This is a genomic window from Quisquiliibacterium transsilvanicum, assembly GCF_014202215.1.
Lineage (GTDB): Bacteria > Pseudomonadota > Gammaproteobacteria > Burkholderiales > Burkholderiaceae_E > Quisquiliibacterium > Quisquiliibacterium transsilvanicum.
The window spans coordinates 560,959-580,823 of the sequence record NZ_JACHGB010000003.1 but is presented as its reverse complement, the minus strand read 5'-3'; the positions used below and the strand labels follow the sequence as shown (position 1 = coordinate 580,823).

Annotated in this window: 15 protein-coding genes; 9 read left to right on the top strand and 6 right to left on the bottom strand. The window is 70.9% G+C overall.

What is annotated here, in order from left to right:
- Positions 1 to 14: 14 nt before the first annotated feature.
- The 4 genes from ccoN to HNQ70_RS09140 all read right to left on the bottom strand — a co-directional run bounded on the left by ccoN (position 15) and on the right by HNQ70_RS09140 (position 5,161).
- Complete coding sequence (gene ccoN / locus HNQ70_RS09155; protein ID WP_183966545.1) at positions 15 to 1,457, bottom strand: cytochrome-c oxidase, cbb3-type subunit I; 1,443 nt, start codon at positions 1,455 to 1,457, stop codon at positions 15 to 17.
- Positions 1,458 to 1,574: 117 nt separating this feature from the next.
- A complete protein-coding gene (gene ccoS / locus HNQ70_RS20635) occupies positions 1,575 to 1,865 on the bottom strand; it encodes a cbb3-type cytochrome oxidase assembly protein CcoS (protein WP_183966543.1) in 291 nt (96 codons plus the stop codon).
- 18 nt (positions 1,866 to 1,883) lie between these two features.
- Positions 1,884 to 4,397, bottom strand: coding sequence for a heavy metal translocating P-type ATPase (locus HNQ70_RS09145; RefSeq protein ID WP_183966541.1), 2,514 nt, complete (start codon positions 4,395 to 4,397; stop codon positions 1,884 to 1,886).
- A complete protein-coding gene (locus tag HNQ70_RS09140) occupies positions 4,397 to 5,161 on the bottom strand; it encodes a sulfite exporter TauE/SafE family protein (protein ID WP_183966539.1) in 765 nt (254 codons plus the stop codon). The genes HNQ70_RS09145 and HNQ70_RS09140 overlap by 1 nt, the downstream gene beginning before the upstream one ends.
- Before the next feature lie 148 nt (positions 5,162 to 5,309).
- Between HNQ70_RS09140 and mtnA the strand changes: the two genes are divergently transcribed.
- Together mtnA and HNQ70_RS09130 are read left to right on the top strand one after the other, a co-directional pair.
- Positions 5,310 to 6,431 (top strand): S-methyl-5-thioribose-1-phosphate isomerase, encoded by a 1,122-nt coding sequence (gene mtnA / locus HNQ70_RS09135; RefSeq protein WP_183966537.1) that lies wholly within the window; start codon positions 5,310 to 5,312, stop codon positions 6,429 to 6,431.
- Positions 6,428 to 7,129, top strand: coding sequence for a class II aldolase/adducin family protein (locus tag HNQ70_RS09130; RefSeq protein WP_343060707.1), 702 nt, complete (start codon positions 6,428 to 6,430; stop codon positions 7,127 to 7,129). Before mtnA ends, HNQ70_RS09130 begins: the two co-directional genes overlap by 4 nt.
- On the opposite strand, the gene uvrA is transcribed toward HNQ70_RS09130, so the two are convergent.
- On the bottom strand, positions 7,114 to 10,017 hold the full coding sequence (gene uvrA / locus HNQ70_RS09125; RefSeq protein WP_183966773.1) for an excinuclease ABC subunit UvrA: 2,904 nt from the start codon (positions 10,015 to 10,017) through the stop codon (positions 7,114 to 7,116). The genes HNQ70_RS09130 and uvrA overlap by 16 nt on opposite strands.
- Positions 10,018 to 10,124: 107 nt before the next feature.
- Between uvrA and HNQ70_RS09120 the strand changes: the two genes are divergently transcribed.
- The 4 genes from HNQ70_RS09120 (at position 10,125) to selB (ending at position 15,313) form a co-directional block, all read left to right on the top strand.
- Positions 10,125 to 11,339: an MFS transporter gene (locus tag HNQ70_RS09120; protein ID WP_246434848.1), complete on the top strand. Its 1,215-nt coding sequence runs from the start codon at positions 10,125 to 10,127 to the stop codon at positions 11,337 to 11,339.
- Positions 11,340 to 11,418: 79 nt separating this feature from the next.
- Entirely contained in the window at positions 11,419 to 11,955 is a 537-nt protein-coding gene (gene ssb, locus HNQ70_RS09115) for a single-stranded DNA-binding protein (protein WP_183966535.1), read from the top strand.
- 111 nt (positions 11,956 to 12,066) lie between these two features.
- Positions 12,067 to 13,260 (top strand): CaiB/BaiF CoA transferase family protein, encoded by a 1,194-nt coding sequence (locus HNQ70_RS09110; protein WP_183966533.1) that lies wholly within the window; start codon positions 12,067 to 12,069, stop codon positions 13,258 to 13,260.
- Between the two features lie 94 nt (positions 13,261 to 13,354).
- A complete protein-coding gene (gene selB, locus HNQ70_RS09105; protein WP_183966531.1) occupies positions 13,355 to 15,313 on the top strand; it encodes a selenocysteine-specific translation elongation factor in 1,959 nt (652 codons plus the stop codon).
- Here selB and gdhA read toward each other — a convergent pair.
- Positions 15,307 to 16,650 (bottom strand): NADP-specific glutamate dehydrogenase, encoded by a 1,344-nt coding sequence (gene gdhA, locus HNQ70_RS09100; RefSeq protein ID WP_183966529.1) that lies wholly within the window; start codon positions 16,648 to 16,650, stop codon positions 15,307 to 15,309. The genes selB and gdhA overlap by 7 nt on opposite strands.
- Positions 16,651 to 16,934: 284 nt before the next feature.
- Here gdhA and HNQ70_RS09095 point away from each other — a divergent pair, with 284 nt between their 5' ends.
- From HNQ70_RS09095 to aspS, 3 genes are all read left to right on the top strand, one after another.
- Complete coding sequence (locus HNQ70_RS09095) at positions 16,935 to 17,285, top strand: FmdB family zinc ribbon protein (protein WP_183966527.1); 351 nt, start codon at positions 16,935 to 16,937, stop codon at positions 17,283 to 17,285.
- 69 nt (positions 17,286 to 17,354) lie between these two features.
- Entirely contained in the window at positions 17,355 to 18,002 is a 648-nt protein-coding gene (locus tag HNQ70_RS09090; RefSeq protein WP_343060719.1) for a DUF502 domain-containing protein, read from the top strand.
- 35 nt (positions 18,003 to 18,037) lie between these two features.
- Positions 18,038 to 19,834, top strand: coding sequence for an aspartate--tRNA ligase (gene aspS / locus HNQ70_RS09085; RefSeq protein ID WP_183966525.1), 1,797 nt, complete (start codon positions 18,038 to 18,040; stop codon positions 19,832 to 19,834).
- Positions 19,835 to 19,865: the final 31 nt, after the last annotated feature.

Sequence of the window (19,865 nt, the reverse complement as noted above, 5' to 3'; positions counted from 1 at the left end):
CTCCTGGCGGCCGGTCAGGCGTGCGCGACGACGGCGGGGATGCGCGCATCCTCGGCCTTGCCGACGGCGATGGTCTTCATCACGTTGTAGAACATGATCAGCATGCCGGTCAGGTAGAGCAGCCCGCCCACGAGGCGGATCACGTAGTACGGGTAGGTGGCCTTCACCGATTCGACGAACGCGTAGGTGAGCGTGCCGTCCGGATTGGTGGCGCGCCACATCAGGCCCTGCATGACTCCGGCGATCCACATCGCTGCGATGTAGAGCACGACGCCGATGGTGGCAACCCAGAAGTGCAGCTCGATCAGCCGCTTGCTGTACATCTCGGTGCGGCCGAACAGGCGCGGGATCAGGTAGTAGATCGAGCCCATCGTGATGAAGCCGACCCAGCCCAGCGCGCCGGAGTGCACGTGGCCGACCGTCCAGTCGGTGTAGTGCGACAGCGCATTGACCGTCTTGATCGACATCATCGGCCCCTCGAAGGTGCTCATGCCGTAGAACGACAGCGAGACGATGAGGAACTTCAGGATCGGGTCGTTGCGCAGTTTGTGCCAGGCGCCCGAGAGGGTCATGATGCCGTTGATCATGCCGCCCCAGGACGGCGCCAGCAGCACCAGCGAGAAGATCATGCCGATGCTCTGCGCCCAGTCGGGCAGCGCGGTGTAGTGCAGGTGGTGCGGGCCGGCCCACATGTAGGTGAAGATCAGCGCCCAGAAGTGCACGATCGACAGCCGGTAGGAGTACACCGGCCGCTCGGCCTGCTTGGGAATGAAGTAGTACATCATTCCCAGGAAGCCGGCGGTGAGGAAGAAGCCCACCGCGTTGTGGCCGTACCACCACTGGATCATCGCGTCCTGCACGCCGGCGTAGGCCGAGTAGGACTTGGTGAGCGAGACCGGGATGAACGCGCTGTTGACGATGTGCAGCAGCGCGATCGTCAGGATGTAGGCGCCGAAGAACCAGTTGGCCACGTAGATGTGCGGCGTCTTGCGCTTGGCGATGGTGCCGAAGAAGACGATCGCGTAGCTGACCCAGACGACCGCGATCAGCAGGTCGATCGGCCACTCGAGCTCGGCGTATTCCTTGCTGCTGGTCAGGCCCAGCGGCAGGGTGATTGCCGCGGCGACGATCACCAGCTGCCAGCCCCAGAAGGTGAAGGCGGCCAGCGGTCCGAGGAAGAGCCGGGTCTGGCAGGTGCGCTGCACCACGTAGTACGAGGTCGCGAACAGCGCGCTGCCGCCGAAGGCGAATATCACCGCGTTGGTGTGCAGCGGCCGCAGCCGGCTGTAGGTGATCCAGGGGAGGTCGAAGTTGAGCGCGGGCCACGCGAGCTGGGCGGCGATGATTACGCCGACCAGCATGCCCACCACTCCCCATATCACGGTCATGACCGCGAACTGCCTGACAACCTTGTAGTTGTAGGAGTCCGCGCCCGCAGCGACAGGCTGACTGCCCATATTGTTTTCTCCCTCAGAGATGAGACCGGCGGCTTCGTTGGCAGCCTACAAGAATTACGGCGCCTTGCGGCGCCACCGGAAGGTATCTTGCACGCTGCACTGCCGCATTGACAATGATCAAGCCCGGCCGCGGGGGGAGTCGGAGGAGGCTTCGGCGCCACGTTCGACTGCTGCGGCGCGGCCCGCCCTGCCGGTGTCGCCGGTGTCGCCCGCCGCGCCTTGTGCGCCGTCCGCCTCGTCCGGTGCGGGCCGTCCGCGGTTCCCGGGACGGTCGTCGTCCATCAGGATGCTGTGGGCTGGTCCTTCCATGTCGTCGAACTGGCCGCTGTCGGACATCCGGAAGAAGAGCCAGACTGCGAGCGCGACGATGGCCAGGCTCAGCGGGATCAGCAGGTAGAGGGATTCCATCGAGGTTCCGTCGGCTGCTCAGCGCCGCGCACCCGGCGCGCCGAGCCGCAGCCGCAGTGCGTTGCCGACCACCAGCAGGGAGCTGGCGGACATGCCGACCGCGGCGAGCCAGGGGGGCACGTAGCCCAGCGCGGCGGCGGGGATGGCGGTGAGATTGTAGGCGGTGGCCCAGCCCAGGTTCTGCAGCACGACACGGCGCGTGCGCCGCGCCAGGCCGAGCAGGCGCGGAACCATGTCGAGGTTCGGCGACAGCAGCACCGCGTCGGCCGAGGTGCGCGCCAGCGCGGTGGCCTGCCCGACCGCGATCGAGACGTCGGCGGCGGCGAGCACGGGGGCGTCGTTGATGCCGTCGCCCACCATCAGCACGCGCCCCCCGTCACGCTGCAGCGCGCGGACATAGTCCAGCTTGTCGGACGGCGAGGCGCCGGCACGGACGCGCGTCACGCCGAGCGCCTCGGCGACGGCGGCGACGGCGTGGGTGTGGTCGCCGGACAGCAGATGCACCCGCAGGCCGTCCGCGGCGAGGCGGGTCACCGTCTGCGCTGCGTCGGCGCGCAGTTCGTCGCGCAGCTCGAAGCGGGCCAGCACGCCGGTGCGCGCGGCGAGCCAGACCTCCGAGCCGCCTGCGCCGGCGTCCACGGGCAGCGGCGTCCACTGCGCGACGAAGCTGCGCGAGCCCAGCCGCAGGCGGCGGCCGCCGATGTCGGCCTCCACGCCCAGCCCGGGGTGCTGTTCGATGCCGGTCGCCGCGGCCCGGCCGTCGGTGGCGCCGGCCGCCTCGACCAGCGCTCGCGCCAGCGGGTGCGGCGAACCGGCTTCCAGCGCGGCGGCCAGCGACAGCGCCTGCCCGCGGTCCAGCCCATCCCAGGTCTGGAGCCGGGCGAGCCGGGGGCGGCCCTCGGTCAGCGTGCCGGTCTTGTCGAAGACCACGTCGGTGGCTGCCGCCATGGTTTCCAGCGCGCGGCCGCTGGCGACCAGGGCGCCATGCCGGGTGGCTGCACCGGTGGCGGCGGCAAGCGCCGCCGGGGTCGCCAGCGACAGCGCGCAGGGGCAGGAGACGACCAGCACCGCGATCGCCACCGGCAGCGCGCGCTCGGGGTCGGTGAACCACCAGGCCGCGAACACCGCGGAGGCGAACAGCAGCAGGCACAGGACGAACCAGCCGGCGACCCGGTCCGCCGCCAGCGCAATTGCGGGCTTCTCGATCGCTGCGCGCTCGATCAGCCGCTCGATCGTCGACAGCGTGCTGTCGGCGCTGCGGCGCAGCACCCGCAGGTAGAAGGGATTGCCGGCGTTGATCGCGCCGCCGGGCACCTCGTCGCCGGGGCGGCGCAGCACCGGGATCGACTCGCCGGTGAGCAGCGACTGGTCGATGGAGGTGGTGCCGGCCAGGATCACTCCGTCGACCGCGATCCGGTCGCCGGTCGCCACCCGCAGCAGGTCGCCCGGCTCCACGCGGATGGCCGGAACTGCCTCTGCCTCGGCCGCGGCGAGTTGCCCCTCGTCCGGATGGGCGCCGACCCCCACCAGCCGCGCCACCCGCTCGGGTAGCGCCGCCGCCATCGCGTCGACCGCGCGGCTGGCGCGGCGTCGGGCGATCCACTCCAGGTAGCGGGCAGCGAGCAGCAGGAAGGCGAACATCGTCACCGAGTCGAAATAGACCTCGCCCTTGCCGGTGACGGTCGCCCACGCGCTCGCGGCGAAGGCCGCGCCCATGCCGAGCGCCACCGGCACGTCCATTCCCAGGCTGCGGGCGCGCAGGTCGCGCAGCGCGCCGGCGAAGAAGGGCTGGGCCGAGTACAGGATCACCGGGATCGTCAGCAGCAGGCTGGCCCAGCGCATCAGCTGTTCGTACTGCCACTCGATGTCGCCCGGCGCCGCGGTGTAGACCGGCACCGCGTACATCATCACCTGCATCATGCCGATCCCGGCGACGAACATGCGCCGGAACAGCGACCGGGTGGTCCGCGCCAGCTGGGCCTCGCGCTGCTGCGCGTCGTAGGGCATGGCCCGGTAGCCGATCGCGCCGACGCGCGCCAGCAGCGTCGACAGCCGGGTGCGCGACGGGTCCCAGCGCAGGACCGCGCGCTCGGTGGCGAAGTTCACCGATGCTGCGGTCACGCCGGGCTGCGCCGCCAGGGTGCGCTCGATCAGCCAGACGCAGGCGCCGCAGCGCAGGCCCTCCAGCATCAGCGTGGTCTCGGCGCTGGCCGCGTCGCCGCGCACGAAGCGCGACTGCACGTCCGGCTCGTCGTAGAGGGCCAGCGCCTCCAGTTCCGGCGGCACCGCGCTGGGGCCCGCGGCGGGCTCGGTGCGGTGCCGGTAGTAGTCGTCCAGGCCGGCGTCGACGATCGCCTGCGCAACCGCCTGGCAGCCGGCGCAGCACATCTCGCGCTCGGCGCCGTCGAGGCGGACGCGCCAGCGGCCGCCCGCGGGCACCGGCAGTCCGCAGTGGAAGCACGCCGGCGAGCCGGCGACGGTGGCGGCAGCGGCGGTCGGCGCGGGCGCCGGGGCGGTCAGCGAGGTGGGCATCAGAAGAAGCTCAGGCAGGCGTCGACGATCTGGTGGACGTGCGCCAGCGGGTCCAGGCGCGCCAATCCGGCGAGCCCGAAGGCGATCACCAGCAGGCCCGCCGCGATGCGCACCGGGCGCTTGCCGAGCCATCGGCCGGCGGCGTGCGCGGACCAGCCCAGCGCGAGCAGGTTGGGCAGTGTACCCAGCCCGAAGGCCAGCGCCAGCGCAGCACCGTCGAGCGCGCTGCCGCTGACCAGCGCAGCGATCAGCACGCCGTAGACCATTCCGCAGGGCACCCAGCCCCATACCATTCCCGCTGCGAAGGCGCGGCCGAAGCGGTCAGCGGCCAGCAGCCGCGAGGCGAGCGGGCGCAGCGTCCGCCACAGGCCCTGGCCGGCCACCTCGAGCACCGCGACCGAGCGCAGCGCGCCGGTCAGGTACAGGCCCATTCCCACCAGCACCAGGTTGGCGGCGATGAAGGCCACCTGCTGCACCGGCAGCACCCCGCGCGCCAGGAAGGCGGCCGAGCCGACCGCGCCGGCCAGGCCGCCGGCGATGGTGTAGCTGAGGATGCGGCCCAGGTTGTAGCCCAGCAGCACCGGCAGCGGGGTCTGCGTCCGCTCCGGGACGATCGGGATCACCCGCGGTGGCGCGCGTTCCGGCCTCGCGCGCCGGCCAGCGGCCATCGACATCACCGAGACGATGCCGCCGCACATGCTGGCGCAATGCAGGCCGCCCAGCAGGCCCACGAGGAACACGGAAATCAGGGTGACGTCGGTCATCGTCTTCAGCCGCGGGCGCCGGCAGGGGCGCCCCGGTCGCCTACAATCGGCGCCAGGAACCCCGCCGCGGCCGAGAGCGGCCACCGGGCGGGAACGAACAACCCGGCAGCTTAGTGCCTGCCGGAAGACCCTGCCAGGACAATCCTCAATGTCGAGCACCGCTCCCCGCACCCTCTGGATCGACGCGCAGGGCCGGCTGCTCACGCGCGACCAGACCCTGCTGCCCTTCGAGGACGTGCTCCTCGAGCTGGGCGGCGAGGAGGACTGCGCACGGGCGATCAGGACGATGCAGGTCCGGGGCGCGCCGCTGATCGGCGCGGTCGCCGCCTACGGGCTGGCCTTCGCGTTGCGCACCGACCCGACCGATGCCGGCCTGGCGCGGGCGCGCGATGATCTGCTGGCCACGCGCCCCACCGCGGTCAACCTGCGCTGGGCGCTGGACCGGGTTTCCGCCCGGGTGGCGGCGCTGCCCGCGGCCGCGCGCGCGCAGGCCGCCTGGTCGGAGGCGGCTGCAATCTGCGACGACGATGCTGCCTGCAACCGGTCGATCGGCCTGCACGGCGCGGCGCTGCTGGCGCCGCTGCGGCGCGCGGGCGCTGCGCTGCAGGTGCTCACCCACTGCAATGCCGGGCGGATCGCGACCGTGGCGCACGGCACGGCGCTGGCCGCGGTCTACGCGCTGGCCGAGGCCGGCGTGCCGGTGCACGTCTGGGTCGACGAGACCCGGCCCCGCAACCAGGGCGCCAGCCTCACCGCCTGGGAACTTGGCGACCGCGGCATCCAGCACACCGTGATTTCCGACAACGCGGCGGGGCTGCTGATGCGTCAGGGCCGGGTGGACGCGGTGATCGTTGGCTGCGACCGGGTCGCAGCCAACGGCGACGTCGCCAACAAGGTGGGCACCTACCTGAAGGCGCTGGCGGCGGCCGACAATGCGATTCCCTTCCACGTGGCCTGCCCGATCTCGAGCATCGATCCCGGCACCGCCGACGGCGAGGCAATCGAGATCGAGGCTCGGGATCCCCGCGAGGTCACCCACATCCGGGGACGCGGGCCGCAGGGCGGGATGGTCGAGGTGCAGCTGACGCCGGACGGCAGCCCCGCCTTCAATCCGGCCTTCGACGTCACGCCGGCCAGGCTGGTGGCGTCCCTGATCACCGAGCACGGCCCGACGGATGCCTCTCCCGAGGGCGTCCGGGCCGCCCTCGGGCGCTCCGCAGCGGAGGGCGCCCGGCCGGCCGGCGCGTCGCCGTCGCAGGAGGCCCGGTGAGCGGCCGCCAGGACACGGTGCTGGCGTGCGAGGACGACGCGCGCGCCGCAGTCGTCGACGCCTGCCTGCGGATGAACGCGCTCGGCATCAACCAGGGCAAGGCTGGCAACGTGTCGCTGCGCTGGGACCGCGGCGCCGCCGAGGGCATGCTGGTCACCCCGTCGGCACTCGCTTACGAGCGGATGGATGGCGACGACATCGTCTGGATGGCCCTGGCCGCCGGTGAAGGGATGCCGGCAATCGACGGCCTGCATCCGCCGTCGAGCGAGTGGCGCATCCATCGCGACCTGTACCTTGCGCGCCCGCAGGCCGGGGCGGTGGTCCATGCCCACCCTCCGTTCGCCACCACGCTCGCCTGCTCGGCGCGCGGCCAGGCCGGCGGAATTCCCGCCTTCCACTACATGGTGGCGGTGGCCGGGGGCGACGACATCCGCTGCGCGCCCTATGCGACCTTCGGTACGCAGGAGCTCTCGGCCGGCGCGCTGGCCGCGCTGCAGGGCAGGCGGGCCTGCCTGCTGGCGAGCCACGGGATGCTCGCCTTCGGCGCCTCGCTGGAGGCCGCGCTGGCGCTCGCGGTGGAGGTGGAGGCCCTGGCGCGGATGTACTGGCAGGCGCTGCAGCTGGGCGATCCGGTGATCCTGGACGACGCGCAGATGCTGCGCGTGCTGGAGCGATTCGAGGCCTACGGCGAGCGCTGAGCCTGAGCCTGGGTCGAGGTTTCGCTGAGCTGGCTGCCGCGCCGCAGCGCCGCCGCCAGGTAGCGCCCCGTGTGGCTCCCGTCGACTCCGGCGACCTCCTCGGGCGTGCCCTGGGCCACCACGCGGCCGCCGCCGGCGCCGCCCTCCGGGCCCATGTCGATCACCCAGTCGGCGGTCTTGATGACGTCGAGGTTGTGCTCGATCACGACCACGGTGTTGCCAGCGTCGCGCAGCGCGTGGATCACGCGCAGCAGCAGGGCGATGTCCTCGAAGTGCAGGCCGGTGGTCGGCTCGTCGAGGATGTACAGGGTGCGTCCGGTGCCGCGCTTGGACAACTCCTGCGACAGCTTCACGCGCTGCGCCTCGCCGCCCGAGAGCGTGGTTGCGCTCTGCCCCAGGCCGATGTAGCCGAGGCCCACCTCCAGCAGCGTGTGCAGCCGGCGCGCGATCAGCGGCACGCTGGAGAAGAAGCCGGCGGCCTGCTCGACGGTCATCGCCAGCACGTTGGCGATGCTCTGCCCCTTGTAGAGGACTTCCAGGGTCTCGCGGTTGTAGCGCTTGCCGTGGCAGGTGTCGCAAGGCACGTAGAGATCGGGCAGGAAGTGCATCTCCACCTTGATCATCCCGTCGCCTTCACAGGCCTCGCAGCGGCCGCCCTTCACGTTGAAGGAGAAGCGCCCCGGACCGTAGCCACGCTCGCGCGCGATCGGCGTCTCGGCGAACAGCTCGCGAATGGGTGTGAACAGCCCGGTGTAGGTGGCCGGGTTCGAGCGCGGCGTGCGGCCGATCGGGCTCTGGTCGACCGCGATGATCTTGTCCAGGTGCTCGAGGCCGTCGATGCCGTCGTGCGGCGCGGGCTCCGCCTGTGAGCGGTACAGGTGGCGCGCGACCGCGTTGTGCAGCGTGTCGTTGACCAGCGTGGACTTGCCCGAGCCGGACACGCCGCTCACGCACACCAGCAGTCCGAGCGGGATGTTGACGGTGACCGAAGCGAGGTTGTTGCCGCGCGCGCCGCGGATCGTCAGCCGGCGCTCGCCGGGCGGGGCGCGCAGGGCGGGCACTTCGATCCGGCGGCTGCCCGACAGGTACTGCCCGGTCAGCGAGCCGGGCGTCGCGGCAATGTCGTCCGGGCGGCCCTGGGCCACCACCTCGCCGCCGTGGATGCCCGCGCCCGGGCCCATGTCGACCACCCAGTCCGCCGCGCGGATCGCGTCTTCGTCATGCTCGACCACCAGCACCGTGTTGCCGAGGTCGCGCAGATGGCGCAGGGTCTCGATCAGCCGGTCGTTGTCGCGCTGGTGCAGGCCGATCGAGGGTTCGTCGAGCACGTACATCACGCCGGTGAGCCCCGAGCCGATCTGCGACGCGAGCCGGATGCGCTGGGCCTCGCCGCCCGACAGCGTCTCGGCGGAGCGGTCCAGCGACAGGTACTCCAGGCCGACGTTGTTGAGGAAGCGCAGCCGGCTGGCGATCTCGCGGATGATGCGCTCGCCCACCGCGTGCCGGGCGCCGGGCAGGTCCAGCGTGTCGAACCAGGCCAGCGCCTGGCGCAGCGTCCAGCGTGACACCTCCCAGATCGGCTTGTCGGCGCCGCGCGGCCCCACGCGCACGAAACGAGCGTCCAGGCGCAGGCGGGTGCCGTCGCAGGTCGGGCAGGGCTGGGTGTTGCGGTACTTGGCGAGCTCCTCGCGCACGTTCGCCGAGTCGGTCTCCCGGTAGCGGCGCTCGAGGTTGGGGATCACGCCCTCGAAGGCATGTTCGCGCACCACCGAGCGGCCGCCGTCGCCGAGGTAGTCGAACGGGATGCGCTCGCTGCCCGAGCCGTGCAGCACCACGTGGCGCACGCGCTCCGACAGCTGCTCGAAGGGGGTGTCGATGTCGAAGCCGTAGAACGCCGCCAGGCTCTGCAACAGGCGGAAGTAGAACTGGTTGCGCCGGTCCCAGCCCTTGATCGCCCCCGAGGCCAGGCTCAGGTTCGGGAACAGCACCACCCGCTTCGGGTCGAAAAACTGCACCGCGCCAAGGCCGTCGCACTCCGGGCAGGCGCCCAGCGGGTTGTTGAACGAGAACAGCCGCGGCTCGAGCTCGCGCAGCGCGTGGCCACAGTCGGGGCAGGCGAAGCGGTTGGAGAAGAGCTGCTCGGTTCCGTCGTCCATCTGCTGGACGATCACGCGGCCTTCGCCGAGGCGCAGCGCGGTCTCGAAGGACTCGGCCAGCCGCTGGCGCAGCCCGGGCGCGACCTTGATCCGGTCGATCACCACGTCGACCGCGTGGCGCTGCCTGCCGTTGAGGGCCGGCCCTTCGCCTTCGAGTTCCTCGATGCGCGCCTCGGCCTGGCCCTCGGTGCGGATGCGCACCCGCACGAAGCCCTGCGCGCGCAGGTCGTCGAACAGGTCGACGTGCTCGCCCTTGCGGTTCGACAGCACCGGCGCGAGGATCATCAGCCGGGCGCCCTCGGGCCGCGCCAGCACCGAATCCACCATCTGCGCGACGCTCTGCGCCTCCAGCGCGTTGGCGGGATGCTCGGGGCAGTAGGGCGTGCCGGCGCGCGCATAGAGCAGGCGCAGGTAGTCGTGGATCTCGGTGACCGTGCCCACCGTGGAGCGCGGATTGTGGCTGGTCGCCTTCTGCTCGATCGAGATTGCGGGCGACAGGCCCTCGATCAGGTCGACGTCCGGCTTCTCCATCAGCTGCAGGAACTGCCGCGCGTAGGCCGACAACGACTCCACGTAACGGCGCTGTCCCTCCGCATAGAGGGTGTCGAACGCGAGCGAGGACTTTCCGGAGCCCGACAGCCCGGTGATCACCACCAGGCGGTTGCGGGGGAGGTCGAGGCTGACGTTCCTGAGATTGTGGGTGCGCGCGCCGCGGATGCGGATCTGGTCCATCGGGCGGATCTGGTCCATCGGGCAATCGACCGGCAAGGCCGCGTCGAAAAGGCAATCGGCTAATATACCGCGTTGCACCATCGCCCGCCCGTCCGCCCCTCCCTGCGATGACCTCCTCCCCCGAGCGCATGACCGCGCGCGAGCTGCGCGCCAGCACTTCGCTGGCCTCCATCTTCGCGCTGCGCATGCTTGGCCTGTTCCTGATCCTGCCGGTGTTCGCGGTACACGCCCGCGGCCTGCCCGGCGGCGAGAGCGCCGCGCTGGTGGGTCTCGCGCTGGGCGTCTACGGGCTGACGCAGGCGATCCTGCACCTGCCTTTCGGGCTGGCCTCGGACCGTTACGGGCGCAAGCCGGTGATCGTCGCGGGGCTGATCCTGTTCGCGGTGGGCAGTTTCGTCGCTGCGGGCGCGGACACCGTGGCCGAGGTGATCGTCGGCCGGGCGATCCAGGGTGCCGGCGCGATCTCCGCCGCGGTCACCGCTTTCATCGCCGACAGCACCCGCGACTCCCAGCGCACCAAGGCGATGGCGATGGTCGGCGGTTCCATCGGTCTCACCTTCGCGCTCTCGATGGTGCTGGCGCCGGCCCTCTACGGCGCGATCGGCATGGACGGACTGTTCAATGCAACCGGCGTGCTCGCGCTGCTGGCCATCCTGGTGGTGCTGTTCGTGGTGCCCCCGGCGCCCGCCGTCGAGCACGAGACGCCCGCCGGCGGCGCGACGAGCCTGCGCCAGGTCGCCATGGACGCCGACCTGCTCAGGCTCAACCTCGGCATCATGGTGCTGCACACCGTCCAGATGGCGATGTTCGTCGTGGTCCCGGGCTGGCTGGTGGAGCGCGCGGGGCTGCCGCTGGCGCAGCACTGGCAGCTCTACCTGGGCGTGGTGCTCGCTTCGTTCGCGCTGATGCTCCCGCCGCTGTTCTGGAGCGAGCGCCGCGGGCGCCTGCGCGAGGTGTTCCTGGGCGCGGTCGCGCTGCTGCTGGCGGTGGCGCTGATGTTCGCCCTTCAGCCTGCCGGGCTATGGCCTCTGGCGGGCTTGCTGCTGCTGTTCTTCGCAGGGTTCAATGTGCTCGAGGCGAGCCTGCCTTCCCTGGTCTCCCGGCTCGCGCCGGCCGACGCCAAGGGCGCCGCACTGGGCATCTACAACACCACCCAGGCGCTGGGGCTGTTCGTGGGCGGTGCGCTCGGCGGCCTGGTGCAGTCGCGCTGGGGGGGCGGGGCGGTGTTCGCGATGTGCGCCGTCCTGCTGGTGGTATGGTTGGCGGCAGCTTTCGGGCAGCGTCGCTGGCCCGGGCGGACTCGCGCGGCAGCGCCCGCCTGAGCCGGGCGGCCCCCGCCCAGTCCGCATCGCACACACGCAAGAAACTCGTACCGGCGGCACGCCCGCCACGGAGGAATACATGGCTTCGGTCAACAAGGTCATCCTGATCGGCAACGTCGGGCGCGACCCGGAAACCCGCTACGCGCCCGGCGGCGGCGCCATCTGCAACGTGTCCATCGCGACCACCCGCACCTGGAAGGACAAGGCCTCGGGCGAGAAGCGCGAGGAGACCGAATGGCACCGCGTGGTGTTCTTCGACCGCCTCGCCGAGATCGTCCAGGAGTATGCCAAGAAGGGCCGTGCCCTCTACGTCGAGGGCCGCCTCAAGACCCGCAAGTGGCAGGACAAGGACGGGGTCGAGAAGTACTCCACCGAGATCGTCGCCGAAGAGATGCAGCTGCTCGGCTCGCGTGACGGCGGCGGCGGTGGCGGCGGTGGGGGCAGTGGCGAGGGCGGCGGCTATTCCCGCGAGCCCGCGCAGGGCAGCGGTGGCGGCTTTCCCCGTGAGCGTGCACCGGCCGGTGGCGGCGGCGCTGGCGGTGGCCGCTCGCCCGCGCCGTCCAAGTCCGGGCCGGACGACAGTTTCGGCAACATGGACGACGACATTCCGTTCTGACCCGCATCGCATCGCCGGCACGCGAGAACGGCCTGGGGTCCATTGACTCCAGGCCGTTTTTCTTCGAATGTTGCCGATCCCCGAATTGCCGCATCCCCGCGAGGTCGAAGCTTGAACGCACCGCTCGAAGACATCACCATCCTGGACCTCAGCCACGCGCTGGCCGGGCCCTTCTGCTCGACGATGCTTGGCGACTTCGGCGCCCGCGTCATCAAGATCGAGCCGCCCACCGGCGACATCGCTCGCGCCTGGGGCGTGCCGATGACCGAGCACGACACCTCCTACTTCGTCAGCCTGCACCGCAACAAAGAGGGCGTGTGCATCGACCTGAAGTCCGACGAAGGCCGCGAGCTGTTCTTCGAGATGGTGAAGAAGGCCGACGTGGTGCTCGAGAACTACCGCACCGGCACCCTCGCGAAGCTCGGCATCGACTACGAGGCGGCGCGCCAGCACAACCCGGGAATCATCTACTGCTCGGTCTCGGGCTTCGGCCAGGACGGCCCCTATCGCGACCGCCCGGCGCTCGACCTGATCCTGCAGGCCGAGAGCGGCATGATCAGCGTCACCGGCGAGCCCGGCGGCTCGGGCGTGCGCTGCGGCGTCTCGGTTGCCGACCTCACCGCGGGAATGAACGCTGCCATCGGCATCCTGATGGCGCTGCGGGTCAAGGACAAGACCGGCGAAGGCCAGTCGATCGACGTCTCCATGATGGAGGGGCAGATGTCGCTGCTCGGCATCATGATCGGCAACTACCTGGCCGACGGCATCCTCCCCAAGCCGATGGGCACCGCCTATTCGGCGCTGCTGCCCTACCAGACCTTCCACACGCAGACACGCGACATCGCGCTGGCGGTCGGCAGCGAGAAGCTCTGGAAGATCTTCTGCCCGGCGATCGGGCATCCGGAACTCGCCACCGATCCGCGCTTCCGGCGCAACTCGGACCGCATCGGCAATGCGCCGGCGCTGATCGAACTGCTGCAGGGCATCCTGCTCGAGCGCAGCTACGAGGAATGGGAGGCGCTGATGCTCGAGCACGGCATCCCGGTCGGCGCCATCAACGACATCGCCACCCTGGTCGAGCACCCGCAGGTGAAGGCGCGCGGCTCGCTGGTGGAGATGGACCACCCGAGGGCGGGCAAGGTCCGGATCGTCGGCGTGCCGATGCGGCTGTCCCGGACGCCCGGCAAGGTGCGCACGCCTTCGCCCAGGCTGGGCGAGCACACCGTGCAGGTGATGCGCGAGTTCATGGGCATGTCCGAAGAGCGCATCGAGGAGCTGGCCGGCAAGGGCGTGCTGGTCGCTTGACGAGCGCCGCTGCGCCTCAGGGCGGCCGCGTGCCAGCGGGTCCGTTTGCCACGCTCCTGGGCGGCCGCGTGCCAGCGGATCCGGCAGTCGCGCCATGATCGTCGCGACCGCGGGTCACGTGGACCATGGCAAGACCAGCCTGGTGCGCGCCCTCACTGGGGTCGACACCGATCGCCTCGAGGAGGAGCGGCGCAGGGGCATGTCGATCGACCTGGGGTTCGCGTATGCGGACCTGGGCGGGGCGCTGCCGGTCGGCTTCGTCGACGTGCCCGGCCACGAGCGCTTCCTGCGCAACATGCTCGCGGGGGTGGCTGCGATCGACTTCGCGCTGCTCGTGGTTGCCGCGGACGACGGGCCGATGCCGCAGACCCTGGAGCACGTGGCGATCCTCGGCCTGCTGGGCGTGCGCCGCGGCGCCGTCGCGCTGACCAAGGTCGACCGGGTCTCGCCGCAGCGGCTCGAGCAGGCGCGCGCCGAGATCGACGCCGCGCTGGCCGGGGGGCCGCTGGCCGGCGCGCCGCTGTTTCCGGTGGCCACGCCCACGGGCGAGGGGGTGGCGCAGCTGCGCGCGCACCTGGCCGCGGAGGACGGCGCGCGCGCGGCCCGCCCGCCGTCCGGGAATTTCCGTCTGTCGATCGATCGCAGCTTCACGCTGGCCGGCGCCGGGCTGGTGGTGACCGGGGCGGTGTTCTCCGGGCGGGCCGAGCTGGGCGAGTCCCTGCTGCTGTCGCCCCGGGGCATCGAAGTGCGGGTCCGCGCGATCCATGCGCAGGGCCGGCCGGCCGGCGCGGCGAGCGCCGGGCAGCGCTGCGCCCTCAACCTCGCCGGTGCTGACCTGCGAAAGGCGGAGATCTCGCGCGGAGACTGGCTGGTGGCGCCGCGGGCGCACGCGCCCACCGATCGCATCGACGTCCGGGTCGATCTGCTCGCCGATGCGCCCGGACCGCTGCCCCATTGGGCGCCGGTGCAGCTGCACCTCGGTTCGGGGGTCTGCAATGCGCGCGTTGCGCTGGCCGACGGCCGCAGCCTGCACCCCGGCGAGCGGGCGCTGGCGCAGCTCGTGCCCGAAGCGCCGCTGTGCGCGCTGCGCGGCGACCGTTTCGTGATCAGGGATCCTGCCGCGCGGCGCACCCTGGGCGGCGGCCTGGTGCTCGATCCCTTCGGGGTGCAGCGCGGCCGCGGCAGTCCGGCGCGGATCGCAGCCTTGCGGGCGATGGAGCGCGAGGAGCCGCATGAGGCGCTCGGCGCGCTGCTGGCCGCGACGCCGGAGGGCGTCCGGCTCGACCGCTTCGAGCGCGCCTGGAACCTGGATGGCGACGAGGCCGCCCGCCTGGCTGCCGGCGTGCCGATGCAGCGCTTCCGGGATGCGGACGCCGGCGAATGGGCGCTCGCGCCCGCCGCCTGGGAGGCGCTGCGCGCGCGGCAACTGGAGGCGCTCGACGCCAGTCACGCACGGCACCCCGAGCGGCTCGGCCCGACCGAGGCAGCGCTGGCGGCCGAGGCCGGCCTGCGCCGGCCGACGCCGGCCTCGCGCGCCGCGCTGCGCTCGCTGCTCGCGGAGTCGGCACTGGTCCGCGACGGCCCCAGCCTGCGGCGCCCCGGGCACGTCCCCAAGCTGCCGCCGGAGGATGCGGCGCTGCTGACGCGGGTGAGGGAGCTTCTGGCGGGCGCGGGCCTGCGCCCGCCGATCGTCGGCGAACTCGCCGCATCGCTCGGCGCCGAGCGCGCCGCCCTGCTCGAATCGCTGGATCGCATCGCGCGCACCGGTCAGCTGGTGCGGATCGCGCCCAACCGGTTCTTCCTGCCGGCCACCATCAACGCGCTGGTCGAGACGGCGCGGACGCTGTCCGCGGAGTCGGCGGACGGAAGCTTCGACGCTGCGGCATTTCGCGACCGTTCCGGCATCGGCCGGAACCTGACGATCGAGGTGCTGGAGTACCTGGATCGGAGCGGCTTCACCCGCTTCACCCGGAACCGCCGCTGGATGACCGGCGCCGTGCCGCCGCGCCCGCCGGCGCAGGCGGCAGGCGCGTGTTCAGGCCTCGATCAGTAGAGGCCCTGGGCGATCATCGCGTCGGCGACCTTGACGAAACCGGCGGTGTTGGCGCCATCGACGTAGTTGATGAAGCCGTCGTCCTTGCGGCCGTAGCGCACGCAGTTGTCATGGATGTCGCGCATGATCAGCTGCAGGCGGGCGTCGACTTCCTCGCGCTCCCAGGGCAGGCGCTGCGCGTTCTGCGTCATCTCGAGGCCCGAGGTGGCGACACCGCCCGCGTTGGCGGCCTTGCCCGGGCCGTAGAGCACCTTGGCGCCGACGAACACGTCCGCCGCTTCCAGGGTGGACGGCATGTTCGCGCCCTCGGCGACGCACTTGACGCCGTTCCTGACCAGCTCGCGGGCCGCGTCACCGTCGAGCTCGTTCTCGGTGGCGCAGGGCAGGGCGACGTCCACCGGCACGCCCCAGGGGCGCTTGCCGGCCTCGAAGCGCAGGTTCAGGCGCTTGGCGTAATCCTCGACCCGGCCGTAGTGGACGTTCTTGACGTCCATCAGCTCGGCGAGTTTTTCCGGCGTGAAGCCGTCCTCGTCGATCACGGTTCCGGTGGAGTCCGACACCGTCACCACCCTGGCGCCGAAGGCCATGGCCTTCTCGACGGCGTACTGCGCCACGTTGCCAGAACCCGACACCGAGACCCGCAGGCCCTCGAGCGTCATCGCGCGGGTGGCCAGCATCTGCTCGACGAAGTACACCAGGCCATAGCCGGTGGCTTCGGGGCGGATCAGGCTGCCGCCGAAGGACAGGCCCTTGCCGGTGAACACGCAGGCGGCGTTGTTGGTGAGCTTCTTCATCATGCCCGCCATGAAGCCCACCTCGCGGGCGCCCACGCCGATGTCGCCGGCCGGCACGTCGGTGTCCGGGCCGAGGTGGCGGTGGAGCTCCACCATCAGGGCCTGGCAGAAGCGCATCACCTCGCCGCGGCTGCGGCCCTTGGGGTCGAAGTCGGAGCCGCCCTTGGCGCCGCCCATCGGCAGCGTGGTGAGCGCGTTCTTGAAGGTCTGCTCGAAGGCGAGGAACTTCAGGATCGACATGTTCACCGACGGGTGGAAGCGCATGCCGCCCTTGAAGGGCCCGATCGCGGAGCTGTGCTGGATGCGGAAGGCACGGTTGACGTGCACGTCGCCGTGGTCGTCGGTCCAGGCAACCCGGAACTGGATCGCGCGCTCGGGCTCGACCAGGCGGTCGAGCAGGCCTGATTCGGCGTAGCGGGGATGGGCGGCGATGAAGTCCCAGAGGCTGGACATCACCTCGTGGACGGCCTGGAGGAATTCCGGCTGGTGCGGATCGCGCGCCTTGACCGAATCGAGAAAATCCGAAAGCTGGCGGTACTTCATCGACGGTTCCCTTTCTGGTCCCTGGTTCTTCCTGAGCTCCCGGTGCCGCGGATTGCGGCACGCCCGGTGCGTGGCGGCCTGCCTGGTCGGCAGGAGCCCGATGAAGATGCAGGGAGACGAGAAGCGGAACCCTGGGCGCCGGCGCGCAGCACCGGAGCGGTGCGCCCGAGACTATACCGGTGGAGAAACCGCACCGCAATGAACCGGACACAGGGCCGTTGCGTGGAAAGCGAGGTTTTCCAACTACAATCAAAGGTTTCCCGAAACTCAGGGCAAATACCGACATGCCGATCTTCGCCTATCGCTGCGACAGCTGCGGGTTCGAGAAGGACGTGCTCCAGAAGCGCGCCGACCCGCCCCTGACCGAATGCCCGACCTGCGGGCAGCAATCGTTCAACAAGCGGCTCACTGCCCCGGCCTTCCAGCTCAAGGGCAGCGGCTGGTACGTGACCGACTTCCGCGACAAGGCCAAGCCCGCCGCCGGCGGCGAAGCCGGCGAGGGCGGAGCCGGCACGCCGGCGTCGGCGGCGGTGCCCGCCGCTGCGCCGGCAAGCACGGCAGCCGCGCCGGCGGCTGCGCCGGCAGCCGCTCCTTCGCCAGCGCCTGCAGCAGCGCCCGCCACCAAGCCCGCCTGATTCCTGCGCGGGCGCCGCCCGCGTGCGAGAGGAAACGCCATCAACACGCCATCGCCCCACAAGGCCTCCATCCGCAGCTACTTCGTTGCCGGGCTGCTGCTGCTGGTGCCCCTGGTCATCACGCTGTGGGTGCTGGGCTTCATCGTCGGCACCATGGACCAGAGCCTGCTGCTGCTGCCCGCCGGGCTGCAGCCGGAGGTGCTGTTCGGCCGGCGCATTCCCGGCCTGGGCGTCATCCTCACGCTGCTGATCATCTTCGGCACCGGCCTGCTGGTGCGCAATTTCATCGGCGAGGCGCTGGTTCGCGTCTGGGAGGCGGTGCTTGCGCGGATTCCCATCGTGCGCTCCATCTACTCGAGCGTGAAGCAGGTGAGCGACACCGTGCTCTCGCCGAACGGGCAGGCCTTTCGCAAGGCGCTGCTCGTCCAGTATCCCCGCGCCGGCGTCTGGACCATCGGCTTCCAGACCGGCTCGCCGGCGGATGAAGTGCGGGCGCACATCGTCCAGGAGATGGTTTCGGTGTACGTGCCGACCACGCCGAACCCCACCTCCGGTTTCTTCCTGATGGTCCCGCGCGACGAGGTGATCGTGCTGCAGATGAGCGTCGACGAGGCGCTCAAGTACGTGGTCTCGATGGGGGTGGTCGCCCCGGTCGCCCGTCCGGGCGTCGTCTATCCGCACCGCCCCGCCGCGCCCGGCCAAACTCCGCGCGCCTGATCGGCGCCGTCCCCGTTTTCCTGGAGAACAAAAGCATGCGCACCTGTTACGCCGGTCAAGTGTCGGCTGAGCATCTCGACCGCGAGGTCACGCTCTTCGGCTGGGTCCACCGGCGTCGCGACCATGGCGGCGTCATCTTCATCGATCTGCGCGACCGTGAGGGCCTGGCGCAGGTGGTCTGCGATCCGGACCGGGCGGAGGTTTTCGCGACCGCCGAGCGCATCCGCAACGAGTTCTGCGTCAAGGTCACCGGGCGGGTGCGCAGGCGCCCCGAGGGCACGACCAACTCGAACCTGAAGAGCGGCGAGATCGAGATCCTCTGCCAGCAGCTCGAGATCCTGAATCCGTCGGTGACGCCGCCCTTCCAGCTCGACGACGAGAACCTCTCCGAGACCACGCGCCTGACGCACCGGGTGCTGGACCTGCGCCGTCCGCAGATGCAGCGCAACCTGATGCTGCGCTACCGGGTGGCGATCGAGGTGCGCAAGCATCTCGATGCGCTCGGCTTCGTCGACATCGAGACGCCGATGCTCACCAAGAGCACGCCCGAGGGCGCGCGCGACTACCTCGTGCCCTCGCGCGTCAACGCCGGGCAGTTCTTCGCGCTGCCGCAGTCGCCGCAGCTGTTCAAGCAGCTGCTGATGGTGTCGGGCTTCGACCGCTACTACCAGATCACGAAGTGCTTCCGCGACGAGGACCTGCGCGCCGATCGCCAGCCGGAGTTCACCCAGATCGACTGCGAGACCTCGTTCCTGTCCGAGACCGAGATCCGCGATATTTTCGAGACGATGATCCGCCACGTTTTCCGCGCGGCGATCGGCGTCGACCTGCCGGACCCGTTCCCGCAGATGGCTTACTCCGAGGCGATGGCGCTGTACGGCTCCGACAAGCCCGACCTGCGGGTGCAGCTGCGCTTTACCGAGCTCACCGACGTCATGAAGGACGTCGACTTCAAGGTGTTCTCGGCAGCGGCCAACATGGACGGCGGACGCGTGGTGGCGCTGCGCGTGCCGGGCGGCAGCGAGATGAGCCGCAGCGAGATCGACGGCTACACGCAGTTCGTCGGCATCTACGGCGCCCGGGGCCTGGCCTACGTCAAGGTCAACGACGCTGCCAAGGGCCGCGACGGCCTGCAGTCGCCGATCGTCAAGAACCTGCACGACGCCGCGATCGCCGCGATCCTCGAGCGCACCGGCGCGCAGTCGGGCGACATCGTCTTTTTCGGCGCCGACCGCGCCAAGGTGGTCAACGATGCGATCGGCGCGCTGCGCAACCGCATCGGCCATTCGGAGTTCGGCCGCCGCACCGGACTGATGCAGGGCGACTGGAAGCCGCTGTGGGTGGTCGACTTCCCGATGTTCGAGTACGACGAGGAAGATGCCCGCTGGGTGGCCTGCCATCATCCGTTCACCGCACCCAAGGACGGCCACGAGGACTACCTGCAGGACGACCCGGGCAGGTGCCTGGCCAAGGCCTACGACATGGTGCTCAACGGCTGGGAGATCGGCGGCGGCTCGGTGCGGATCCACCGCGAAGAGGTGCAGAGCAAGGTGTTCCGCGCGCTGAACATCGGCGCCGAAGAGGCACGGGCCAAGTTCGGCTTCCTGCTCGACGCGCTGCAGTACGGCGCGCCGCCGCACGGCGGCATCGCCTTCGGCCTGGACCGCATCGTCACGATGATGACCGGCGCCGAGTCGATCCGCGACGTGATCGCGTTCCCGAAGACTCAGCGTGCCCAGTGCCTGCTCACGCAGGCGCCGTCGGCGGTCGACGAGAAGCAGCTCAAGGAGCTGCACATCCGGCTGCGCCAGGTCGAAGCGACCAAGGCTTGACGGGTCAGGGCGGAGCGCGGCCCGCAGGCTG

Excerpts from the sequence above, each read along its gene's own strand:
- ssb (WP_183966535.1), top strand. The coding sequence starts at position 11,419 with ATGGCTTCGGTCAACAAGGTCATCCTGATCGGCAACGTCGGGCGCGAC.
- HNQ70_RS09145 (WP_183966541.1), bottom strand. The coding sequence starts at position 4,397 with ATGCCCACCTCGCTGACCGCCCCGGCGCCCGCGCCGACCGCCGCTGCC.
- gdhA (WP_183966529.1), bottom strand. The coding sequence starts at position 16,650 with ATGAAGTACCGCCAGCTTTCGGATTTTCTCGATTCGGTCAAGGCGCGC.
- HNQ70_RS09140 (WP_183966539.1), bottom strand. The coding sequence starts at position 5,161 with ATGACCGACGTCACCCTGATTTCCGTGTTCCTCGTGGGCCTGCTGGGC.
- ccoS (WP_183966543.1), bottom strand. The coding sequence starts at position 1,865 with ATGGAATCCCTCTACCTGCTGATCCCGCTGAGCCTGGCCATCGTCGCG.
- ccoN (WP_183966545.1), bottom strand. The coding sequence starts at position 1,457 with ATGGGCAGTCAGCCTGTCGCTGCGGGCGCGGACTCCTACAACTACAAG.
- HNQ70_RS09120 (WP_246434848.1), top strand. The coding sequence starts at position 10,125 with ATGACCTCCTCCCCCGAGCGCATGACCGCGCGCGAGCTGCGCGCCAGC.
- selB (WP_183966531.1), top strand. The coding sequence starts at position 13,355 with ATGATCGTCGCGACCGCGGGTCACGTGGACCATGGCAAGACCAGCCTG.
- mtnA (WP_183966537.1), top strand. The coding sequence starts at position 5,310 with ATGTCGAGCACCGCTCCCCGCACCCTCTGGATCGACGCGCAGGGCCGG.
- HNQ70_RS09095 (WP_183966527.1), top strand. The coding sequence starts at position 16,935 with ATGCCGATCTTCGCCTATCGCTGCGACAGCTGCGGGTTCGAGAAGGAC.
- uvrA (WP_183966773.1), bottom strand. The coding sequence starts at position 10,017 with ATGGACCAGATCCGCATCCGCGGCGCGCGCACCCACAATCTCAGGAAC.
- aspS (WP_183966525.1), top strand. The coding sequence starts at position 18,038 with ATGCGCACCTGTTACGCCGGTCAAGTGTCGGCTGAGCATCTCGACCGC.